A 20,930-nucleotide genomic window follows, 5' to 3' on the forward strand; every position below is an offset into this window, starting at 1 on the left:
ACTTCTAATGAAAACTTTGCCATAAAAAAACTACACCTCCAATTGTTAATTGTGTCTAACAATTGGGGTGCAGTTCACTTTTACAAAAAAATAAGGTGGCTTTTCTTTACTAAAATAGGTCAAATCCCATAGGTAAACGCAATCCAAGATATAGTACAATAACAAGCGCAATAATAAATTGAGCCCAAAACGCCCCTGCTGGTTTATTCTTACTTGTTTTCACAAGAATCATTTCCATTGCAGCAATAACCCAAACGCCAACTAACATTTTTAGGCCATACCACATGTGCATGTTCCCTGTCGCTGTTTTCATAATACTTTGATACAGTAAGAAACCTGTTACGATAATAATAATATACACAAGACGAAGCCCCATATGTATGCCTTTACCTTTTCTCCCAGCTGTATACATAGAATACGCTACGAAGAATAAAATAAGTCCCAATGCCCACGCTGTAATATGCAGATGTGTTGTCATGGTACCCCCTACCTCCTCTTTTCACACTTTTTCACTTTATATGATACCATGTTCATTTCTTTTTTAGGAAATGTTTCGCTTTTTCCAACTTAAATGATATAATATTTAGAGTATTTACAAACTTCTTGTAATAACAAAAGGGGGAACAATCATGATTCAAACAAAAGACATTATCGAACTAACAGACACATATGGGGCAAATAACTATCATCCACTTCCAATCGTAATCGCTAAAGCGGAAGGTGTTTGGGTAGAAGATCCTGAAGGAAACCGCTATATGGACTTACTTAGTGCATACTCTGCAGTAAACCAAGGTCATCGTCATCCTAAAATTATTAACGCTTTAATTGACCAAGCTAATCGCGTTACGTTAACTTCACGTGCCTTCCATAGCGATCAATTAGGTCCTTGGTACGAAAAAGTTGCGAAACTAACAAATAAAGATATGGTACTTCCAATGAATACAGGTGCAGAAGCTGTTGAAACTGCAATTAAGACAGCGCGCCGCTGGGCATATGATGTGAAAAAAGTAGAAGCAAACAGAGCAGAAATCATCGTTTGTGAAGATAACTTCCACGGACGTACGATGGGTGCTGTTTCTATGTCATCAAATGAAGAATATAAACGCGGATTTGGCCCAATGCTTCCTGGCATCGTTGTTATTCCTTACGGTGATTTAGAAGCATTAAAAGCTGCAATTACACCAAATACAGCAGCATTCATTTTAGAACCGATTCAAGGTGAAGCAGGAATTAACATCCCACCAGCTGGTTTCTTAAAAGAAGCTTATGAAGTATGTAAAAAAGAAAACGTTTTATTCGTAGCAGATGAAATCCAAACAGGTTTAGGCCGTACTGGTAAAGTATTTGCTTGCGACTGGGACAACGTAACTCCTGATATGTACATACTTGGTAAAGCACTTGGCGGCGGTGTATTCCCAATTTCATGCGTTGCTGCAAACCGCGATATTTTAGGCGTATTCGAGCCAGGTTCTCACGGTTCTACATTTGGTGGCAACCCACTTGCATGTGCTGTTTCTATCGCATCTCTTGAAGTATTAGAAGAAGAAAAATTAACAGAGCGTTCTCTTCAATTAGGAGAAAAATTAGTAGGACAATTACAAGAAATTGATAATCCTATGATCACAGAAATCCGCGGCAAAGGATTATTTATCGGAATCGAATTGAACGAGCCTGCTCGTCCATATTGTGAGAAATTAAAAGAAGCCGGTCTTTTATGTAAAGAAACACACGAAAATGTAATTCGTATCGCACCACCTCTTGTTATTTCTGAAGAAGATCTAGAGTGGGCATTTGAAAAAATTAAAGCGGTACTATCTTAATATGAACAAGCTGCCTTTTATAAGGCAGCTTGTTTTATGAAACAATCATTTTTGAAAAAAGCCATATACCAACGATAATCGGAAATAGAAGCACTACACCTACTACGCAGGAGGCAACCACATGTTTCAATCGCCACCAATCACTTATTATCCCTTGCCGAAACCAAAACAATGAAAATGGTACAATCAACACCAATGCTGTTATCAATCCTGGAACGTATCTTTCTATCAAAATTGCCCCACCGATGTGAAACAGTCCATTCATAAAAATCATTGCTTGTATAACTAACAATATATAAAGCAAAACTTTCTTTTTAAATATAAAATGAGCACATACAAGCAGAAAAACAATGGCTGTTAATAAACATAATGCAATGAAAAAATATTCCTTTTGTCCCGTGTTTTCTTCCATACGAATCGGCTGTAAATATTTCATTTCAGGAAAAAAATAATATTCCTCAGCATTATGAAATGCAAATAATATAGGGATGAGCCACATGGATAAACTACTATTTAACTTCGTTTTGAAGCGTTCCAATATGTTGTACCTTGATTGTCACTTCATCACCAGCATGTAAAAATTTTGGCGGTGTAAATCCTTTCCCAACTCCAGCTGGTGTTCCAGTCGCAATTATGTCCCCAGGCTCTAACGTCATCCCTTTACTTACAATAGAAATAATATCTTCTATTGAAAATATCATATTTGCAGTATTTGAAGTTTGACGAATTTCCCCGTTCACTTTTGTCTCAATGTTTAATTTGTTTGGATTTTCAATAGCTCTCTTATAGACTAAATACGGGCCCATCGGACAAAATGTATCAAAACTTTTTCCTAAGAAAAATTGTTTATGTTTTCTTTGAATATCTCGAGCGGTTATGTCATTTACAATTGTATAGCCGAAAACATATTCAAGCGCCTTCTCTTTCGCAATTTGTTTTCCACGTTTTCCAATTACAATTGCGAGTTCGCCTTCATAATCTAGTTCGTCCGTTGCATGCGGATGACTATGGATCTTCTCACCATTCCCAATAACTGTCGTTGGCGCCTTTGTAAAAATCATGATATCTTTCGGAACGGATTCCTCCCCGCCCATCTCTATCGCATGATCACGGTAGTTTTTTCCGACGCAAAGAATATTCTTTCTCGGCCTTGGAATAGGTGCTAATATTTTAACGTCTTGTAACGGATAATACGCCGTCGTTTCATTCTCTTTTGCCCAATTTGCAATTTCTTTTACTTTTTCAATAAAGGCATTTCCTTGTTCGATACACTCTAACATTGTAATAGGAACTGTAATCTTTTCGCCTTTTTGCCTTTGCGCTTCTCTAATATGAAGCACTGTTTCTTCATGCTCATCCACAATACCAACAAATACTTTTTCTTCCTTCTTCACTGTTACAAATCGCACTATTTCCACTCTCCATCCTAAAACTCATACAATGTAATTGTATTCGCATTCCTTTAAAAAAACCCTGCCAATCCGTTTTAATTTTTACAACATTCTTTACTTTCTACATCTTTCCTATTATTTTTTTGGAATATAATGTAGAATTTTTACTTTTTTTATCGAAGCTATTTCTTTTTTATGGAACTTTTGTATAATATGTACTACATATATACTTAAAATTTATAAAGAGATGGAGCCGATTCTATGTTTGAGCAAGCAATTGAAAAAAAACGTGAAAAAATGATATATTTTGCTGAACGCTATGGAATAACCTCTCAAAAAACAGTAAGTTGTAGCCAAGAACTGGACAGGCTCTTAAACGTTGTTTGGCTTATGAAAGTAGATTTTGTCCCAACTCATACTATAGACAAACACACACAATGAAGTGTGTGTCTTTTATTGAAAAAAAACACATTTTAATAAAAATGCCCATACAATAATAGAAAAGGATATTTATCATCCCATTATTTTCTTGACATGAAACACATATATAAATCCAAATTGAAAAAACGACATAACACCATTCTTTTTAGATGGAAGAGAGCATCCGGCCATGCATAGAAACGGTCAGATCCTTTTTCTGCCCCATGCCAAGTGAAAACAAAAGGAGAAAACAAGTAGCGGTCACCTTTTGTTCTCCATAGCAGCGATTTATATGTCGGGAAATCAAAATGGATATATATCGTAACAGCAATACAAATTTTATTATGAAAGGTGTTTGCTATGCCAGCAATGGTTGGACATATTCATATCGTTAATATTGGATCGAGTGGTGTTTTTCATATTGGGGATGTATTTGCAATCAGGCCGATTAGTTACTCTCGTGCTTTTGCAGGAGCTGGTTCTTTTAATGTAGGTGAAAATGTTTCTGTATATAATTATCAAAATACGACGACGGTTAATGATACAGACGTTATCGATCAAGCTATAATTGGATCAACTTAAAGGAGGCGAATCGTAAGTGAACTTTTATGTACAGCAAAGTATTATCATTAACAATATAAAAATTGAAAGCATTACAACATCATCCGTTTTTCAAATTGGAAGTGCCGGTAGCATTAAAGCGTTATCTAAATTCTCCAATACTGGTGGATTTACAGAGCCACTTCGCCCGCTTACAGCAAAAGGACAAATTATTTCTATTAAACCGATGATGGGTTCTTCTTAAACTATTTTTATCATAAACATATATAGCAAGCATACACACCCTCCCTGTTGAAAAGGAGGTTTCACATCGTGAATCAAGATATATACATTTACCTACAGCAGTTTCAACAAGTTCTTCAAAAACAGCAAGAAACAATCTGCGCATTAGAAGAGCAAGTACGGACATTAACAGAAGAGCTTGATGAACTAAAACGTCGTCCCTCCTCTTCCATAGGAAAAGTTGAGTACAAATTTGATCAATTAAAAGTAGAGAACTTAAATGGTACGTTAAATATCGGCTTAAATCCATTTGCAACCACAGATCAACAAATTGAAGATTTTCAAGTCGATACTGAAACATTAAAAGTAAACCCCGAGACACAACCAAATCCTGATTTTTATCAAGATATCATTCAAGAGATGCATCGTTACTTAGATGAGGAAGCATATGGTCGTATCCTTCATTTTGAACAACAAGAACGAACACCACTCGATGAGATGTATCGACAAATGATGGTGGACGATATAAAAAAACAAATGGAGCACCGCCTCCCTTATTATTTATCGCAAGTACAGCCATATGAGGATATTACGTCCAACCCTCAGTATATGAAAGATGTAATCATTCAAGCCATGAAACAAGATATCGATAAAGCATTCCTTTCCTTTATTCAGCACATACCGAACAACTTCCGAAAGGAGTAAATATGTATGAATTTTACCGTTGTGAATCGTGAAATAAAAGTTGGTAATATTGAAATGAACGGGGTATCTTCATCAGCACTTTTTTTAATCGGTGATGCGAATTTGTTGATTCTCTCTTCTATTCTCGATACACCGCTCGAATCCGTTATTGAAGGTGCATTTGTACCTCTCGTAACTGATGTTCCTGCTACTCCCCGTTAAGGAGGTTTCTCTATGTTTCGGCACATTTCAGTTGTTCATCGCTCCAATGTTATCTCTATGGGAATTTCTAGTATTTTTCAAGTTGGTGATGCAAACCAGATGGAATTAAAAAGCCGTGCTCTTGTCGTACACCGTGAAATTCCTTATTATTTAAAAGATGAAGGAAGATTAGAGGCTTATGCGATTTTTACAGATGATAAAATCACAATTCCAACTCGGTCAACTGATGTCAAAATGAATATTATAAATGAATGTCCCTTTATTGAAGTAAATGATGTTACGATTCGTACCTTATTAAATTCTGCTTGCTTTCAAATCGGCTCAGTTGACTACGCATTTAATAATTCACGCATTCACCAAATCCGCCAATATATTACAGATGAACCCTTCAAAATATAAATCATATAGTATATGTTAAATAAGACTGATGAAGTAGGTGAATAACATGCCCTCTGTTGTCGGAAATCTCATCGTTCAGAATAGTAATGGCTCTTTTAACTTAGGTGACTTCTATAATGTCTCCCCAAAGGAAAATATAAAGGCATATAACGGTTCAGGAGCATCGAATGTTGCTTTTGTTGTTAACACATTTAACGGTGTCAGCGCAACGAACACACTTGATTCAGATGTTGCGGATCAAGATCAAATTGGAACAGCTTAAAAAAAGTAGGAGAAATGTTCTCCTACTTTTTTCGTTCTTTTGATTTTCTTGTTCTCGCTTCAATACGTGTAATCATTCTTATTGTTTGAATGATAACCCACTTTCCTTCAAAGCAGTTCTAAGTTTAGGTAAAGATGCTGGTCCCATACCGTGCAGTTGTAAAATCTCTTTCTCACTATATTTTGAGAGCTGCTGCAAAGAAGTTATTTCATTGTGTTCCAATGCTCTTCTTGCTGGTGCCGAGAGAAGTGAAAGAAATCCACTTTCTGGTTTTCGTTCTTTCTCACAGATTGGGCAAGAAGGGCAATCACTACTTTTATAGTAACTGTGTCCATTGTCGCAAGTTCTTAAATTTTTTTTGAAGTTACCATTTTACATAGCTCCTTTCTAGAGTTACATCTCTCCTCTTTTTCACATTTATCCCGATTGGTGAAGGCTAATAATCAGTGAGGGATGAAGCCCCCCACTGATTCAAGTTTCACTCACTTTTTTAATCAACATTTACTATGTGATTTCCATCAAAGAAATATAAGCACTTTTCTTTCACTGGATGATGTAAACTCTTCTCTAAAGCTTTTGCATACAATGATAGTTGCACTTTATAACGATCTTCTAAAATAGGTCTTGCCTGATCATATCCACCTGGGAAACGTCCTTCAATTGTATCTGTTTTAAAGTCAATTAATACAATCCCATCTTCCTCTTCTATCATACAATCAATAACGCCTTGAACAAGTACAGATTCTCCGCTCTGACCTTGCCAACCTTGATACGCTTCTTCTGCTGAAAGCATCATCGTAAACGGCACTTCACGTTCTACACTTTTCGCAGCTAACACACGCTTACCAAGATCTGTATCGAAAAAGGCTACAATTCGATCAATCGCAATTTCTTCTGCTTGCTCAAATGTTAGTAATTCTTTATTTACCATTTCCGCGATTTGTTCCCCAATTACTTCAACAGTAATTGGTTTTTGTAAATCAACATGTTGCATGACGGCGTGGACAGCTGTCCCACGTTCAGCATAGGTTAACCCCTTCTTCTCCATAAAACGAGGACGCGTTTTTATCGGAGCACGAAGCTTTTTAATAAAAGCATTATCACTTCCATCTTCCGATTGATAATTCCGCTTAATCTCCGTAACAGACTGCTTCGCCCGATGCGCTGTTGCACCTTCATACGCATATTCCCAAGTTAAACGAGCATATACCTCTTCTTTTCGTTCACTTTCTAGCGGAACAGGTTTTTTCTCACGAAGTGCTTCTAATAATTCTTGCTTTTCTTCTTGCACTGGTTCAGGTGCAAGTAAAGTTCGACCATCGACCACTTCCACTTTCCAGCTCGCACCGTATTCATAAATTTCATTTGGTATATTGCCTTGTCCAAGTTCAAGAAGCATTTCACTATCATGATGCCTATATAACGATGGTGCAATCCAATCTAAGTAACAAGATGCCCCTGCACGAACGTAATCCGGTAACAACCAATCTGTATGTTCACGTGCATCAAGCCACTTTTCTATTTCTTTCTCTTTATCTTTCACCGTACCGATTAAAATCAATTTTTCCTTTGCACGTGTTAGAGCAACATATAAAACGCGCATCTCTTCCGCAATCAGTTCCATCTTCATCTTACGCTTAATGGCTAATTGTGATAGCGTTGTATATTTAATTCGTTTACGAGGATCAATAAATTGTGATCCAAAACCGAAATCCTTGTGCAGTAAGAATCGTTTCATTAAATCTTGTGTATTAAAACGGCGTCCAAGTCCCGCTACAAATACAACCGGGAACTCTAATCCTTTACTTTTATGAATCGTCATAATCCGTACAACATCTTCTTGTTCACCAAGCGCTCTCGCTGTTCCCATATCATCACCGCGTTCTAAAATACGCTCAATAAAGCGAAGAAAACGGAATAATCCACGGAAAGATGTTGCCTCATACTGCCTTGCGCGATCATATAGTACACGTAAGTTAGCCTGACGCTGTTTTCCTGCTGGAAGACCACCAACGAAATCGTAATAACCAGTCTCACGATATACTTTCCAAATTAAATCAGAAAGAGACTGCTGGCGCGCAAATTCACGCCACCCTTGCAAGAGGTTATAAAACCATTGTAATTTCCCATGTAATTCCGCCTCTTCCTCAAGTGGTGCCCCTTGTAAGAATGAACGCATCACTTCATAAAACGAGCCTTTCTTCTCATGGGCCCGGAGCATTGCAAGTTCCTCATCATTTAATCCAACAATCGGGGAACGAAGCACAGCAGCAAGCGGAATATCTTGCATCGGATTATCAATTACCCGAAATACATTCATCATAACAGTCACTTCTGTCGCTTCAAAATAACCCGTCGCAAGCTCAGCGTAAACAGGAATCCCTTGCAATTTTAACTCTTCCATAATTTGAGGAGCCCACGGCATCGAGCGAAGTAAAATAACAAAGTCACGATATTGAACAGGGCGCATACTATCTGTTTTACGATCATATACTTCATAACCCGAATCAACCATCGCTTTAATTCGCTCAGCCATTAAACGTGCTTCAAGCTGTGCTTTTTCTACTTCTATACCTTCTTCTCCCTCTACCGACCCTTCTTCCGATTGATGAATACATAACAGTTCAGCTGCTACATCTTCCCCTTCTGGGTAGCTTGCACCTAACTTTAATTCAGCATCGGCGTCATAATCGATCTCCCCGACAGTTTCACCCATAATTTGTTTGAAGATAAAGTTTGTACCTGCTAACACTTCATGACGACTGCGGAAGTTTTTCGCTAAATCAATCTTCATACCGCCGTCTATACCTTCAGGTGTAAAACGTTTATATTTCCCTAAGAATAAGCCAGGCTCTGCTAATCGAAATCGATATATAGATTGCTTCACGTCGCCGACCATAAACAGATTACCCTCTTGTTCAGAGTCTTTCGTTACAAACTTAATAATCGATTCCTGCACAAAGTTCGTATCTTGATATTCATCGACAAGTACTTCGGCAAATTTATTACGATATTGAAGCGCAACTGGCGATGGGTGCAGTCCGCCATCTTCTGTACGTTCACTTAAAATTTGTAAGCAAAAATGCTCTAAATCTGTGAAATCAACCATTCCCTTATCACGCTTTATCGTTTGAAAGCGCTCCGTAAATACTTTTACAATTTGAACAAGCTTTTCTAGTACAGGGTGCATCTCCTTGAAATCACGTAAAAAGCTTTCGGGCTTCCGGCTGAATAACTCTTCTTGCAATTTCTTCACTTCATCTTTTGCTTTATTTCGAAGTGAATCTACTTGTTTTACAATCTCTTCATTGTAATCACTCTTCTTAATACGCTTTAACGTTTGCCACGAAACATTTTGCATCGCTTCATATACACTTGTCCAAGACTGACTCGCCGCTTCAGATAGCATCCTAAGTAATACAAGATCCGCTTGTAATGTCTCAACGCGCGGCGCCGGTCCATCTGGAAGCATAGCTAACTCAATTGCTTTCCTAATATGCTTTTCAGCAGTTTCCAACTGAAACTTCACATCTTCTAACAAATAAGACGCATACGTTAAATCTTCAATTGATTTCCCTTCCACATCATATGCTTCAATAAGTTTATCCAGCCATTTCTCTGGATCTGGATGCGCTCTTGACTCCGTATGAAGAGCCAAAATCATACGCTGCAGGTCATCATCACTTCGGTCGCTCGTATATCGATCAACTAGTTCAAAGAAAATGTCATTTCCCTCGGTGCCGTATTCCTCTTCTAAAATGTCATCTAATACTTCTTCTTTTAATAATTCATTTTCTGTCTGATTAGCAATTCGAAAACGCGGATCAACATCGAGCATATAATAATACGTTCGAATCACTTGTAAACAGAACGAGTGAATGGTTGAAATCGATGCTTTATTTAATAAGCTGAGCTGTTTCCGAATATGCCCTGACCCTGGCTCATCGATTAATACTTTTTCTAACGCTTCGCCAATTCTGTTCTTCATCTCTTGCGCCGCGGCATTTGTGAACGTTACGACAAGCAGACGGTCCACATCTACTGGATTCTCGGCATTAATAATTTTGCGAATAATTCTTTCTACAAGTACAGCTGTTTTCCCAGATCCCGCTGCCGCCGCTACTAAAATATCACGGCCATCTGCTACAACTGCTTTCCATTGATCATCTGTCCATTGACTACCTTCTGGCTTTGCTGGCCAATTCTCTATCATTCGCCAACCTCCTCTCTCATTTTCTCCATCGCTTCACTATCTTTCATATCTTTTAACGTGCGGAACTGATTGTCTTCAAGTGATTCATCAAATTGACAAACAGAACGGAAATTACAGAATGTACACGCTGCTTTGTTCCCCATTTTATACGGGGCAATATCAATAACACCTTCTGTAATGTCTTTACCGATGTTTTCAAATGTATGATGCACATATTGCTGCAAGACTGTAAATTCTTGTTCACTTGCAATGCTAGAACGTGCACTAAAGCTACCATCTTTTTTCAGGCCGGCAGAAATAATGTCCGAGCTGCCCGTACTTAGCTTATTGTCCATTAATCGAACAACATCCGCATCTCCTAGCACGAGACCTTTCATTTTAAATTTCTTTAAAATTTCTTTTTCGATTTCTTCTTCTGAAGCATCGCCTTTCATTTCTACAATCGGATTATGAATGTGGAAATATAAAACCCCAGCAGGTGATGCCGTCTGACCCTTTTTCATCCACGTATTCGCATTTGAAATAACAACATCTAAATACGTTAACATTTGCAGGGCTAAACCATAATATACTTCTGTTAAATCTAAAGCTTTTGTGCTCGATTTATAATCAATAATGCGAAGGAACGTGCCGTTTTCATCTTCTGCTTTATCTACGCGGTCGATGCGGCCAACAACTTCCATTTTCACACCGTTTGGCAATGCGAACTCCATCGGCGGAAGTGAACCTGTACCACCCATACCAAATGGAACCTCTAAATCAACTGGCACAAACCCGCTTGACTTCGCATGTTCACGAAGGATAAGTGACGTACGGAAAATAATTTGTTGTAATTTTTGCTTTAAGTAAAAATTACGGTTAGAACTTAATAAAATTTGTCTTTGTAATAACGGTGCAATTTCTTCGATTACTACAGCCGAAAGATGCTCGCACTCTTTTATCGATAAATCAGCCCAAGTACGATTTTCCCTGAGTAACTTATCTGCAATTTTCTTTAATGCCGCATGGAATAATTCACCGATATCCGGTGCATCTAATTTGAAAATATCACGCTCTCGCAGCGATAATCCGTGCTGCGCAAAATGAGCATATGCGCAGCGATTAAATAGCTCCATACGAGAGACGCTTCCTTTAATTTTATCTCCGTATAAATCTCTACTTACAACGGGGCTCAATTTCTGCGCGCGGTTTCGATAAAATAAACTAGAGAGTACTCGACTACTTTTTTGCTTCCACTCAGACGAAGTCACATAGAAGTTATATACATCCCACCAAAAATCAAGATTCCCTTCAAAACCATATCGTTTCCAATTTTGTAATTGCTGTGTTACATATGACAATGTAACCTCTGGCGTCGCTACATACGAAATTTGCGCCTGACGAGACAAATCATTCACATCATTCGTTACGAACACTTCTTTGACAGAAGGAAACATTCTTTTCACTTTTTTAATAAAGCTGGATGAAAGGAGCGTCTTTCCTTCTTCATCCGCAAGCGGACAAGAAATATATAACTTCTCAGATGCACGAGTTACTGTTTGATAAATAACAAATTGCTCTTCTAATAAAGTCTGCCTTGTTGTTGGTGCTAATTCTACACCAGCTGAAACGAGAAATTCTCTTTCTTCATCTGATAACATACCTTCATCAGAAGGAGCTGCTGGAATGACTCCTTCATTCGCACCAATTACAAAAGCCGCACGAATATCCGATAAGCGAGAACGATCAATATTTGCAACGAGTACTTGATCTAAAGAAGGCGGGATATTTGCAAATTGAAGTGCCTCTAGTCCCGTTGTCATTACATCGATAAACATCGAAAGAGACATCTTTTCCTCACCAAGCATTTCCACAAATGTATCGAGAAGATTCATTACTTCTTCCCATACTTGATCATGATCAGTTGCAAATAGGAAATTCCCTTCTGCCTCAGCACGCATACGCAAATCTTCTAATTTCTTCGGAACATCCAGTTCTTCTAAAAATAAATATACCGCTTCACACATTTGTACAATCGAACTTGCACGTTTCAGACGCTTTTGCAAACGAATAATTGGTGTCCTTACCACTTCACGAAGGCGATTTATTTTCTCTTCCATTTCACGTTCGCTATCTGTTTGTGTTCCAAAGGCTCCATCTAACGAACGATAGCGACGATACGTCCACGGTTCATCTGCCGTCCATCTCTTTCCTTGTACGCCATATGCTAAACAGTAATTTTCAAACTCATCCATCTCTTCGCGCATTGATTCTTTTCTTACATCTAATGGATATAACAGTTCCGTTTTTATACAGCGGAAAATAGCATCATAACGCCAATTCCCACTAATTATTTCTAGCGCAGAACGAATGCATTCAATTAGTGGATGATGTGACATTGGACGCTTTTCATCGATAAAGCGCGGAATATCGTAATCAGTAAACAATGTTTTCATTACATCATAATAGCTCTCTCCATTACGAAGAAGAACCGTAATATCTCTGTAGCGATACTCCTCTTCTGCAACAAGTCTACGAATTTCCCGGGCTACCCCTTCAACTTCCGCTCGCAAGTTTGCCGCTGAATATAACGTAATGCTCGGTTCACCTTGAAATTTCATAGAAGGGCGAGATTCAAACTCAGCTTCTAAATGTGCTAATGCTGGCGAGCGAAAACGCGGTTGTTCTCTCATTGAAATCGTATTTTCAATCGTGATTTTCTCTTCACGCGCCAATTGTTTTACCTTTTCATACGTAAGCACTGTTTGATAAAACAAATCAAGCTCACTTACTGGCTGCGCTAACGTCTTTTCATCTACTGTTAATGTAATTGTTATTCTTGCCCCGCATCTCATGAGCTGTCTAATAATCTCTAATTCCCCTGGCGAGAACGAATGAAATCCATCTATATAAATTTCTGCACCCTTTACATAGTCGGAATACGGAAGCTTTTCTACAAGCAACTGTAAATAATCTTCTGAATCTAAATATTTACCAATTAAAGCCCGTTCAAAATCATCATATAAAAGCTGAAGGTCGTACATTTTATTCGCTAATAATTTTTGCTCATCACCACTTGAATGAGCATCTAACTGTTGCCACATCTCATATACATTTGATGGTGTTACATTATAACGTTTAAACTCAGCAATCATGCTGCCTAAATGTTCAAAAAAACCATTTTGTTCTGCTGCTTTTTGAAACACATACAATCCTTCTTTACGCGCTTCTACAATCTTTCGCAGTAACATATGCACGCCTGCCTCATCAATATGAAGACGGCTTGCGCCACCAACTTCTTGTAAGACCTTCCATGCTAACCTTGAAAAACTAAACACTTGCGCCCTGATAGAGCCACTAACTTCTTCACTTCCTATTAAAGCTTGCTGCGTTTGGAACGTCATTTGTTCCGGCACAAGATATAAAATTGTTTCGCCTCTTGGACGCTGCTTTAATTCTTCTTGCACTTCATGTAAACAAAATGTACTTTTTCCACTTCCAGCTCGTCCAATCACAAATCGAAGCGACATGTAATCCCACCTCTCACTAATATAACGAACGTTAGTTTGATATCATCCTTGTATTATAGCATAAAAAAAGACAAACAAAGGTTGTTTGTCTTTTCCAAAGTGTTGGGAAACAGGAGCAAGCAGGCTCCTGTTTTTGTCGTTATTCATCGAAGCGCCGATACCCTTTGTCGAAGCGCCGATATATCCGAATTTGCGCCGATATATTTTGAGAAACAGTCGATATATTTGCATTTGCGCCAATAAGATTTCATGTATCATTTTTCAACAAATTCAAAAAGACAAACAAAGATTGTTTGTCTTTTCACTCCATTATCCTTTTGAAAAGTTCGTTTGCACTTCATTAATTGGCCAATAACGTAAGTCCACTTTCCCTACAACAGTATCTGCTTTCACAAAGCCAAAATGTCTGCTATCCCAGCTGCCGAGACGATTATCACCAATCACAAAAATATACCCCTTCGGAACAACTTTTTCTCTCGTTAATTCTTCTAATGTAAAATCACCCGTCAGCTGCCTTCCTTTTGCTTGCTTCTTATATGTTTCCAAATAAGGCTCATCAATAAATTGACCGTTTATATACAATTTGTCATGTTTATATTCAATCTGGTCGCCTGGTAAACCGATAATTCGCTTTACATAGTCTTCTTTTTTATTCGCATGAAAGACGACAACATCAAACCGGTTCAACTCTCCAACTTGATAGCTAACCTTATTCACAACAAGCATATTCCCATCTTGAAGTGTCGGCATCATTGACTTCCCCTCTACAACATACGTTGAGAAGAAAAACGTTCGAAAAAAAACAGCTAATAGCACACCTATAAGGATTGTTCTCATCCACTCTAGGCCTTCTTTTTTCAAAGCTCGCTTCATCTGCCTCTCCCCTCACCCTTTTCTATAATGGAGCCTTAATTACAGCGAAGACTAGTCTTAATGTAGTTCTAGCTTTACCTCAATCTTCTTACCGACATACCATAAAATAAAGATGACACCTATAACAATAATTGTTTTCACAGGATTATGGATAAAAGAAGCTAAATCATGCCCAATATAACTTAAAATCAAAATCATGACTAACTTTCCAAGCGCTAACGCTAACACAAATTGTCGTCTGCTAATACGGGATAAGCCAGCCACAACATTAATAAGTGCAGACGGCGTAAAAGGAAAACAAAATAATACAAAAATAGGTGCGAATCCTTTTCGTTCAATCCATCCCATCGCTTTGCGCACTTTCGGATGTTTATTCACAAACGAGAAAAATCGACTTCGTCCAAAACGACGAATAACCGAAAATACAATTAATGCACCAAGAACCGATCCAAGCCATGAATACAAAAAGCCAAACCAAAACCCGAAAGCAACTGCATTCGCCATCACAAACAAAATAAGTGGCAGTGCCGGGATAAGCGCCTCTATCATCGGCAAACCAATGCCAAGAAGCGGTCCAAATGCTCTATAAGCCTCGACAACCCGATCCATATTTTCTTCTGAAAAATATTCTTTGATTGTTTGAAAATCCATTCTACGATTTACCCCTTTGCTATATTCCTATCCCTACTTTATCACTGCTTGTTCGAAAGAGGAAATGGTAGATACGACATATGGAGATGTATTTATTAATGTTCCATATTTTTATGTAGAAATCCTTCATTATTATTGTATGATAATCTATTATAATTTGACAGAATATTACATATTAAAAAAATAAAAAAGGATGGTTGTCCCATCCTTTCCACTTATCAATCATCATTCCTTTATGTCCTCTTCTTTCACAAGATACGCTTTTTCATATGCAGGCTTCAATGCAGATTCATCTTCTTTATCGATGGGCTTAAATTGAAGCCTTCCTTGTTTATCTTTACGATCCTCATACTCTGTCCGAAGTTTTGCGGTTCTGTTTTGCTGATTCTCGAAACTGCTCTTTGACATTTCTAATTTCACTGCAAAACCGTTGATGAATCGAATGATTAGGTTACCATCTGCTAGTTCTTTATTATTTGCAATGTGAAAGTGAGACAACCAAGCACATTCCTTTCTAGAATAAGAATAGGTAGGAAAAAAGTAGAGCTGATCTGTCGGGCTAATTGCAATGGGTGCTTTATGCGTAATACGTGTCAACTCTTTTGTACCATCTTTTCTGCCTAAAAAACTAGATCCGTGCTTGCGACAACTTCGTTCTACAATATCAAGAGGTTTTTGAAACATGAAAAAAGAATCTTCTACTTCAACCACTCTCGTTACAATACGTTTTTCCCCTAAAATAACTGGAAGTAAGGCCATAGTTTTCTTGTTTACGACATAATTTTCGACATAGCGTTCTGCTTGTTCACCCATCCTACATTCGCTCCTTCATTATTTTTTCTTACAATTCATAACAGCAGCTGCATGGATAATTGTATCATTTTAAAAACAAAATTGTTCATATTTTCAAATATTTTACATTTTCTTATAAAACTTTAAAAATTCATCATATTTCTTCATATAAATATCCACATAAAATCCACTTATTCTCTTAGCTTAAAAAGATGTAGTGCTATAGAAAAATACAATCTTTTCTTTTTGAAATATTTGTAACATAGCAAAATCTCGTTTAAGGTACATTGTTCAGTAATCTTGTACAAATCACTCATTTTCTAAGTATTTACACACCAATTTACGCCATCCCTCTTACAGAGAAAATGAAACTTCTATCTTCCATCCAAAATAGAATTTGGTTTTAATTTATTATGTATTGTTAATAAAAAATATTAATTTCTACTACATATTTTCGATAGGAAAATGATTACAAATTTCTCAACAAAAAAAGGATGGCATAAGCCATCCTTTTTCATCACATACTATAAAATTATAGTTTTACAACGTTTTTAGCTTGAGGTCCGCGGTTGCCATCTTCGATTTCGAAGCTAACTTTTTCGCCTTCTTCTAAAGATTTGAAACCTTCAGTTGTGATTGCAGAGAAGTGAACGAATACATCGTTTCCGCCTGGAACTTCGATGAAACCGAAACCTTTTTCGTTGTTAAACCATTTTACTTGTCCTGTTACTGTCATAATTATTTCCTCCTAAGAAAATATAAGTTTTTTTAGTCTTCATACATAAAAAAAGAATCCACACATTATCAAATACGAAACATAAAACAGTTCTCACATACTTTTTCTCGTTCGTTTTCAGCACTTGATAATATATGGATTGCTTGATTTAGTTATTCAACTGAGATAATCATAGCATACTTAAAATAGAATGTACAATATTTTTTAAAAATCTAATTTTCTAATTTTTGGTATCCCTTATAAAGTACGACTTCTACCAGCGAAAATTTTCTTCCTCCCTCGTTGACGGAAATCTTTCACCAATCGGGCTTTTTCACAAGTAAGTATCCTTCAGCTCCCCTCAAACAGCGGGATAAATACAAAATAAAAGCAGGTGCCATAAATTGACACCCACTTCCTCACTTATTTCGTAAACTGCGCCTCTTCCGTAGAACCTTTCAGAGCTGTTGTGGAAGATGTGCCACCCGTAATCACTTGTGCTACTTCATCAAAGTAGCCTGTTCCAACCTCGCGCTGATGACGCGTTGCAGAGTAGCCGTGCTCTTCTGCTGCAAATTCTGCTTGTTGTAATTCAGAATATGCTGCCATTCCTCGTTCTTTGTAGCCACGTGCTAATTCAAACATACCGTAGTTTAGCGCATGGAATCCTGCAAGTGTTACGAATTGGAATTTGTATCCGTATGAAGCGATTTCTTTTTGGAAGTTTGCGATTGTTTTTTCATCTAATTTTTGTTTCCAGTTAAAGGATGGTGAACAGTTATAAGCTAGTAATTTCCCTGGATATTTCTCATGAATTGCTTCCGCAAAACGCTTCGCATCTTCTAAATTCGGTTCAGATGTTTCACACCAAACAAGATCTGCATACGGTGCATATGCTAAGCCGCGTGCAATCGCTTGATCAAGCCCTGCGTTTGTACGGTAGAACCCTTCTGGCGTTCTCTCTCCTGTAATAAATTCTTGATCAACTGGGTCAATATCGCTCGTAATTAAATCTGCAGCATCTGCATCCGTTCTTGCTACAATAATTGTTGGCACGCCCATTACATCTGCAGCGAGTCTTGCAGATATTAAATTACGCACCGCTGTTTGCGTTGGCAGTAATACTTTTCCGCCTAAATGTCCGCATTTCTTTTCTGAAGATAATTGATCTTCAAAGTGCACACCTGATGCTCCTGCCTCAATCATACCTTTCATTAATTCAAATACGTTTAATTGCCCCCCAAATCCAGCTTCAGCATCCGCAACAATCGGCACGAAATAATCTGTATCACCGCTGCCTTCCATATGCTGAATTTGATCCGCACGTTGCAGCGTTTGATTAATACGTTTTACAACAGCTGGTACACTGTTCGCTGGATATAAACTTTGGTCTGGATACATGTGCCCGGATAGATTGGCATCCGCTGCCACTTGCCAACCACTCAAATAAATTGCTTTTAATCCTGCTTTTACCTGCTGCATCGCTTGGTTTCCTGTTAACGCGCCAAGCGCATTAATATAATCTTCTGTATGAAGCGATTGCCAAAGTTTCTCTGCTCCCTTGCGTGCTAATGTATGTTCAATATCAATCGATCCACGAAGACGAATTACATCTTCAGCAGAATAAGGACGCGTTACCCCTTTCCAACGTTCATCTAACTCCCAGCTTTCTTGTAACTTTTGTACTCTTTCGTTTTTCATCTCTTCCATCCCCTTTTCCTTTTTATAAAATCTCGTAACCCGGTAATGTTAAAAATGTTTCAAATTCATCATTTTGCACTAAATTAGTAAAGAGCTTTGTTGCTTCTACAAATCTACCTTTCTCAAACGCTTCTTTACCAATCTCCTGTTCTATTTTTGCCAGCTCTTCTGCCTTAAATTCTTCTACTAAAGCAAATGTTATCTTGCGACCGTCATCCAGCTTCCCGCCTTCATGACGAATCCATTGCCACACTTGCGCTCGTGAAATTTCTGCCGTTGCTGCATCTTCCATCAAATTGTAAATCGGTGCTGCCCCGCGGCCACTTAACCACGATGCAATATATTGAATGCCAACGCTAATATTCATACGAAGACCTTCTTCTGTAATCGTTCCCACCGGCACTTCTAATAAATCCTTTTCTGTTACGCAAATCTCTTCACGTTTTCTAAAAATTTGATTCGGTGTTTTCATAATGTGATCAAACACTTCCATCGCAACCGGTACAAGTCCCGGATGGGCAACCCAAGTCCCATCATGTCCATCTAAAGCCTCACGTTCTTTATCAGCACGCACCTTTTCAAAAGCAGCTTCATTTGCTTCCGGATTATTTTTAATCGGAATTTGTGCTGCCATTCCGCCCATTGCTGGTGCATTCCGGCGATGGCACGTTTGAATCACTTTTAAAGAATACGCGCGCATAAACGGAGCTGTCATCGTCACCTGTACTCGGTCCGGAAGCAAGAATTCATTATGATTACGAAAGCTTTTTAAGAAACTAAAAATATAATCCCAGCGCCCACAATTCAGTCCTGCTGAGTGGTCACGAAGCTCATATAAAATTTCATCCATTTCAAAAGAAGCGTGGATTGTTTCTAATAAAGCAGTTGCTTTAATCGTCCCATTCGGAATCCCAATATATTTCTGCGCAAACACAAAAACATCATTCCACAATCTCGCTTCTAGATAGCTCTCCATTTTCGGCAAATAAAAATATGGTCCGCTTCCTTTTTCTAATAGTGTTTTCGCATTATGAAAAAAGTACAAACCAAAGTCAACAAGACTACCTGACATCTTTTCTCCATCGACCAACATATGTTTTTCTTCCAAATGCCAACCACGTGGGCGAACGATAAGTACAGCTGTTTTATCACCTAAACGATATTCCTTGCCACCCGGGTTCTTATATGAAATCGTTCCCTTAACCGCATCTCTTAAATTAATCTGACCATCTATCGTATTGTGCCAAGTCGGCGAATTAGAATCTTCAAAGTCTGCCATAAAAAGATGTGCGCCTGAGTTTAAAGCATTAATAACCATCTTACGATCTACTGGCCCTGTAATCTCCACGCGACGATCTTCCAAATCTTTCGGAAGTGGTGCAATCATCCAATCTCCAGCACGTATATGTGCTGTTTCTGGTAAAAAGCTCGGAAACTCTCCCGCATCAATTCTTTTTTGCTTTTCCACACGTTTTTGCAGTAAATCTTTACGGCGTGTATTAAAATTCTCATGCAACTCTTTTAAAAAAGTGAGCGCTTCCGGTGTCAAAATTTCTCCATACGCCGGTAATACTTCTCCAGCGAGTGTAACCCGTGAAGTTTGCGTCGACATATTAGCATCTCCTTCTTAAACTGTTTTATAACAGATTTGATTTTATGTTTTATATTATATAACAAATTTTCGGAAAAGGAAGGAGTTTTTTGAAAATTTAACTTATTTTTTTATGAAACATCGGTTTCATCCTCTTATTCAGTCTAGTTTTTTATACAATAAAAGGGCAGGTGTTATATAACACCTGCCCTATTTTATACATTCACTTTTTCTTATTCTGCAGAAGGATCATTTATGATTGCATTGTATAAAAACTGCGCATATTGTTCACGCGTTACTTTCATACTTGGGGCAAAATTCCTTTCTCCAACCCCCGCAGCAATCCCATTTGATTGTACCGCGCTAATTGCATCATTCGCCCAATGGTCCGCTGGAACATCAGTAAAGTTATGAGGAGCTTTCACTTCTAATTCAAAAGCATTCGTAATAACTTGTGCCATTTCTGCACGTGTTAATGTTGCTTTCGGTCTAAAGTTCCCATTTTCATCACCTGCAAAAATTCCGAGCTCTGTTAAAGCTAATATTTCTTCTGGGAACATCGTTGAATTTTCATCGATATCTCCATATGGATTCTAATATTCATCTTGTTCTTCTATACCAAAAGTAAGGTATATTAATCTAGCTACTTGTTCACGTGTTACATTGTCTCCCATACCAAATATCCCATTACCATACCCTGCGATAATCCCTTCATTTGCTAAATCATGAATCGCATCATATGCCCAGTGTCCTTGTGGAACATCATGAAATATGATTTGATCTGATTTTTGTACTACCTTTTGTTCAGCCTTTACAGCAGCACTATCTGTACTTAACAAAACGCCACCCATAATTGTTAATGATGTTACCACTTTTAAAATTTTTTTGTTCACAAAATTGACCC

At 37.9% G+C, this 20,930-nt stretch carries 19 protein-coding genes and 2 pseudogenes; 8 read left to right on the forward strand and 13 right to left on the reverse strand.

Features of this window, described 5'->3' with window-relative positions; all coding sequences use genetic code 11:
- Positions 1-109: 109 nt before the first annotated feature.
- The gene (locus J4P91_RS25760) at positions 110-478 is read right to left on the reverse strand and encodes a YisL family protein (protein WP_017152875.1); all 369 of its coding nucleotides are present in this window, start codon (positions 476-478) and stop codon (positions 110-112) included.
- Between the two features lie 151 nt (positions 479-629).
- Here J4P91_RS25760 and rocD point away from each other — a divergent pair, with 151 nt between their 5' ends.
- Positions 630-1,820: an ornithine aminotransferase gene (rocD, locus tag J4P91_RS25765; protein ID WP_207996340.1), complete on the forward strand. Its 1,191-nt coding sequence runs from the start codon at positions 630-632 to the stop codon at positions 1,818-1,820.
- A 34-nt stretch (positions 1,821-1,854) separates the two neighbouring features.
- Here the strand turns inward: rocD and J4P91_RS25770 are convergent, their stop codons facing one another.
- Entirely contained in the window at positions 1,855-2,358 is a 504-nt protein-coding gene (locus J4P91_RS25770) for an HXXEE domain-containing protein (RefSeq protein WP_243764015.1), read from the reverse strand.
- Positions 2,330-3,229 (reverse strand): fumarylacetoacetate hydrolase family protein, encoded by a 900-nt coding sequence (locus J4P91_RS25775; protein WP_207996341.1) that lies wholly within the window; start codon positions 3,227-3,229, stop codon positions 2,330-2,332. The genes J4P91_RS25770 and J4P91_RS25775 overlap by 29 nt, the downstream gene beginning before the upstream one ends.
- Before the next feature lie 243 nt (positions 3,230-3,472).
- Here J4P91_RS25775 and J4P91_RS25780 point away from each other — a divergent pair, with 243 nt between their 5' ends.
- From J4P91_RS25780 to gerPF, 7 genes are all read left to right on the forward strand, one after another.
- On the forward strand, positions 3,473-3,652 hold the full coding sequence (locus tag J4P91_RS25780) for an aspartyl-phosphate phosphatase Spo0E family protein (RefSeq protein WP_017152879.1): 180 nt from the start codon (positions 3,473-3,475) through the stop codon (positions 3,650-3,652).
- A gap of 339 nt (positions 3,653-3,991) precedes the next feature.
- Positions 3,992-4,213, forward strand: coding sequence for a spore germination protein (locus tag J4P91_RS25785; protein ID WP_207996342.1), 222 nt, complete (start codon positions 3,992-3,994; stop codon positions 4,211-4,213).
- Positions 4,214-4,229: 16 nt separating this feature from the next.
- Positions 4,230-4,436 (forward strand): spore germination protein GerPB, encoded by a 207-nt coding sequence (locus J4P91_RS25790; protein ID WP_017152881.1) that lies wholly within the window; start codon positions 4,230-4,232, stop codon positions 4,434-4,436.
- A gap of 68 nt (positions 4,437-4,504) precedes the next feature.
- The gene (gerPC, locus tag J4P91_RS25795; protein WP_207996343.1) at positions 4,505-5,119 is read left to right on the forward strand and encodes a spore germination protein GerPC; all 615 of its coding nucleotides are present in this window, start codon (positions 4,505-4,507) and stop codon (positions 5,117-5,119) included.
- A gap of 6 nt (positions 5,120-5,125) precedes the next feature.
- The gene (locus J4P91_RS25800; protein WP_017152883.1) at positions 5,126-5,320 is read left to right on the forward strand and encodes a hypothetical protein; all 195 of its coding nucleotides are present in this window, start codon (positions 5,126-5,128) and stop codon (positions 5,318-5,320) included.
- Positions 5,321-5,332: 12 nt separating this feature from the next.
- Positions 5,333-5,719, forward strand: a complete 387-nt coding sequence (locus J4P91_RS25805; RefSeq protein WP_207996344.1) for a spore germination protein GerPE — start codon at positions 5,333-5,335, stop codon at positions 5,717-5,719.
- Positions 5,720-5,765: 46 nt separating this feature from the next.
- The gene (gene gerPF, locus J4P91_RS25810; protein ID WP_207996345.1) at positions 5,766-5,981 is read left to right on the forward strand and encodes a spore germination protein GerPF; all 216 of its coding nucleotides are present in this window, start codon (positions 5,766-5,768) and stop codon (positions 5,979-5,981) included.
- Between the two features lie 78 nt (positions 5,982-6,059).
- Here the strand turns inward: gerPF and J4P91_RS25815 are convergent.
- The 10 genes and pseudogenes from J4P91_RS25815 to J4P91_RS25860 form a co-directional block, all read right to left on the reverse strand.
- Positions 6,060-6,332, reverse strand: a pseudogene (locus J4P91_RS25815) (RNA polymerase alpha subunit C-terminal domain-containing protein); the annotation flags it as partial.
- Positions 6,333-6,471: 139 nt separating this feature from the next.
- Complete coding sequence (gene addA / locus J4P91_RS25820) at positions 6,472-10,194, reverse strand: helicase-exonuclease AddAB subunit AddA (RefSeq protein ID WP_207996346.1); 3,723 nt, start codon at positions 10,192-10,194, stop codon at positions 6,472-6,474.
- The gene (addB, locus tag J4P91_RS25825) at positions 10,191-13,703 is read right to left on the reverse strand and encodes a helicase-exonuclease AddAB subunit AddB (protein ID WP_207996347.1); all 3,513 of its coding nucleotides are present in this window, start codon (positions 13,701-13,703) and stop codon (positions 10,191-10,193) included. The genes addA and addB overlap by 4 nt, the downstream gene beginning before the upstream one ends.
- A gap of 309 nt (positions 13,704-14,012) precedes the next feature.
- Positions 14,013-14,576 carry a signal peptidase I gene (lepB, locus tag J4P91_RS25830; RefSeq protein WP_207996348.1) on the reverse strand — a complete coding sequence of 188 codons (564 nt, stop codon included), beginning with the start codon at positions 14,574-14,576 and terminating at the stop codon, positions 14,013-14,015.
- 57 nt (positions 14,577-14,633) lie between these two features.
- A complete protein-coding gene (locus J4P91_RS25835) occupies positions 14,634-15,227 on the reverse strand; it encodes a TVP38/TMEM64 family protein (RefSeq protein WP_017152890.1) in 594 nt (197 codons plus the stop codon).
- Positions 15,228-15,452: 225 nt separating this feature from the next.
- Entirely contained in the window at positions 15,453-16,040 is a 588-nt protein-coding gene (locus J4P91_RS25840) for a competence protein ComK (protein ID WP_017152891.1), read from the reverse strand.
- Between the two features lie 511 nt (positions 16,041-16,551).
- The gene (locus J4P91_RS25845) at positions 16,552-16,755 is read right to left on the reverse strand and encodes a cold-shock protein (RefSeq protein ID WP_003195857.1); all 204 of its coding nucleotides are present in this window, start codon (positions 16,753-16,755) and stop codon (positions 16,552-16,554) included.
- Between the two features lie 402 nt (positions 16,756-17,157).
- A complete protein-coding gene (gene aceA / locus J4P91_RS25850; protein ID WP_207996349.1) occupies positions 17,158-18,435 on the reverse strand; it encodes an isocitrate lyase in 1,278 nt (425 codons plus the stop codon).
- Positions 18,436-18,457: 22 nt separating this feature from the next.
- Complete coding sequence (gene aceB / locus J4P91_RS25855; RefSeq protein ID WP_207996350.1) at positions 18,458-20,047, reverse strand: malate synthase A; 1,590 nt, start codon at positions 20,045-20,047, stop codon at positions 18,458-18,460.
- Positions 20,048-20,259: 212 nt separating this feature from the next.
- Positions 20,260-20,919, reverse strand: a pseudogene (locus J4P91_RS25860) (S-layer homology domain-containing protein).
- Between the last annotated feature and the right edge of the window lie 11 nt (positions 20,920-20,930).

This window comes from Bacillus sp. XF8, assembly GCF_017498755.1.
In the GTDB taxonomy this organism is placed as follows: Bacteria; Bacillota; Bacilli; order Bacillales; family Bacillaceae_G; genus Bacillus_A; species Bacillus_A bingmayongensis.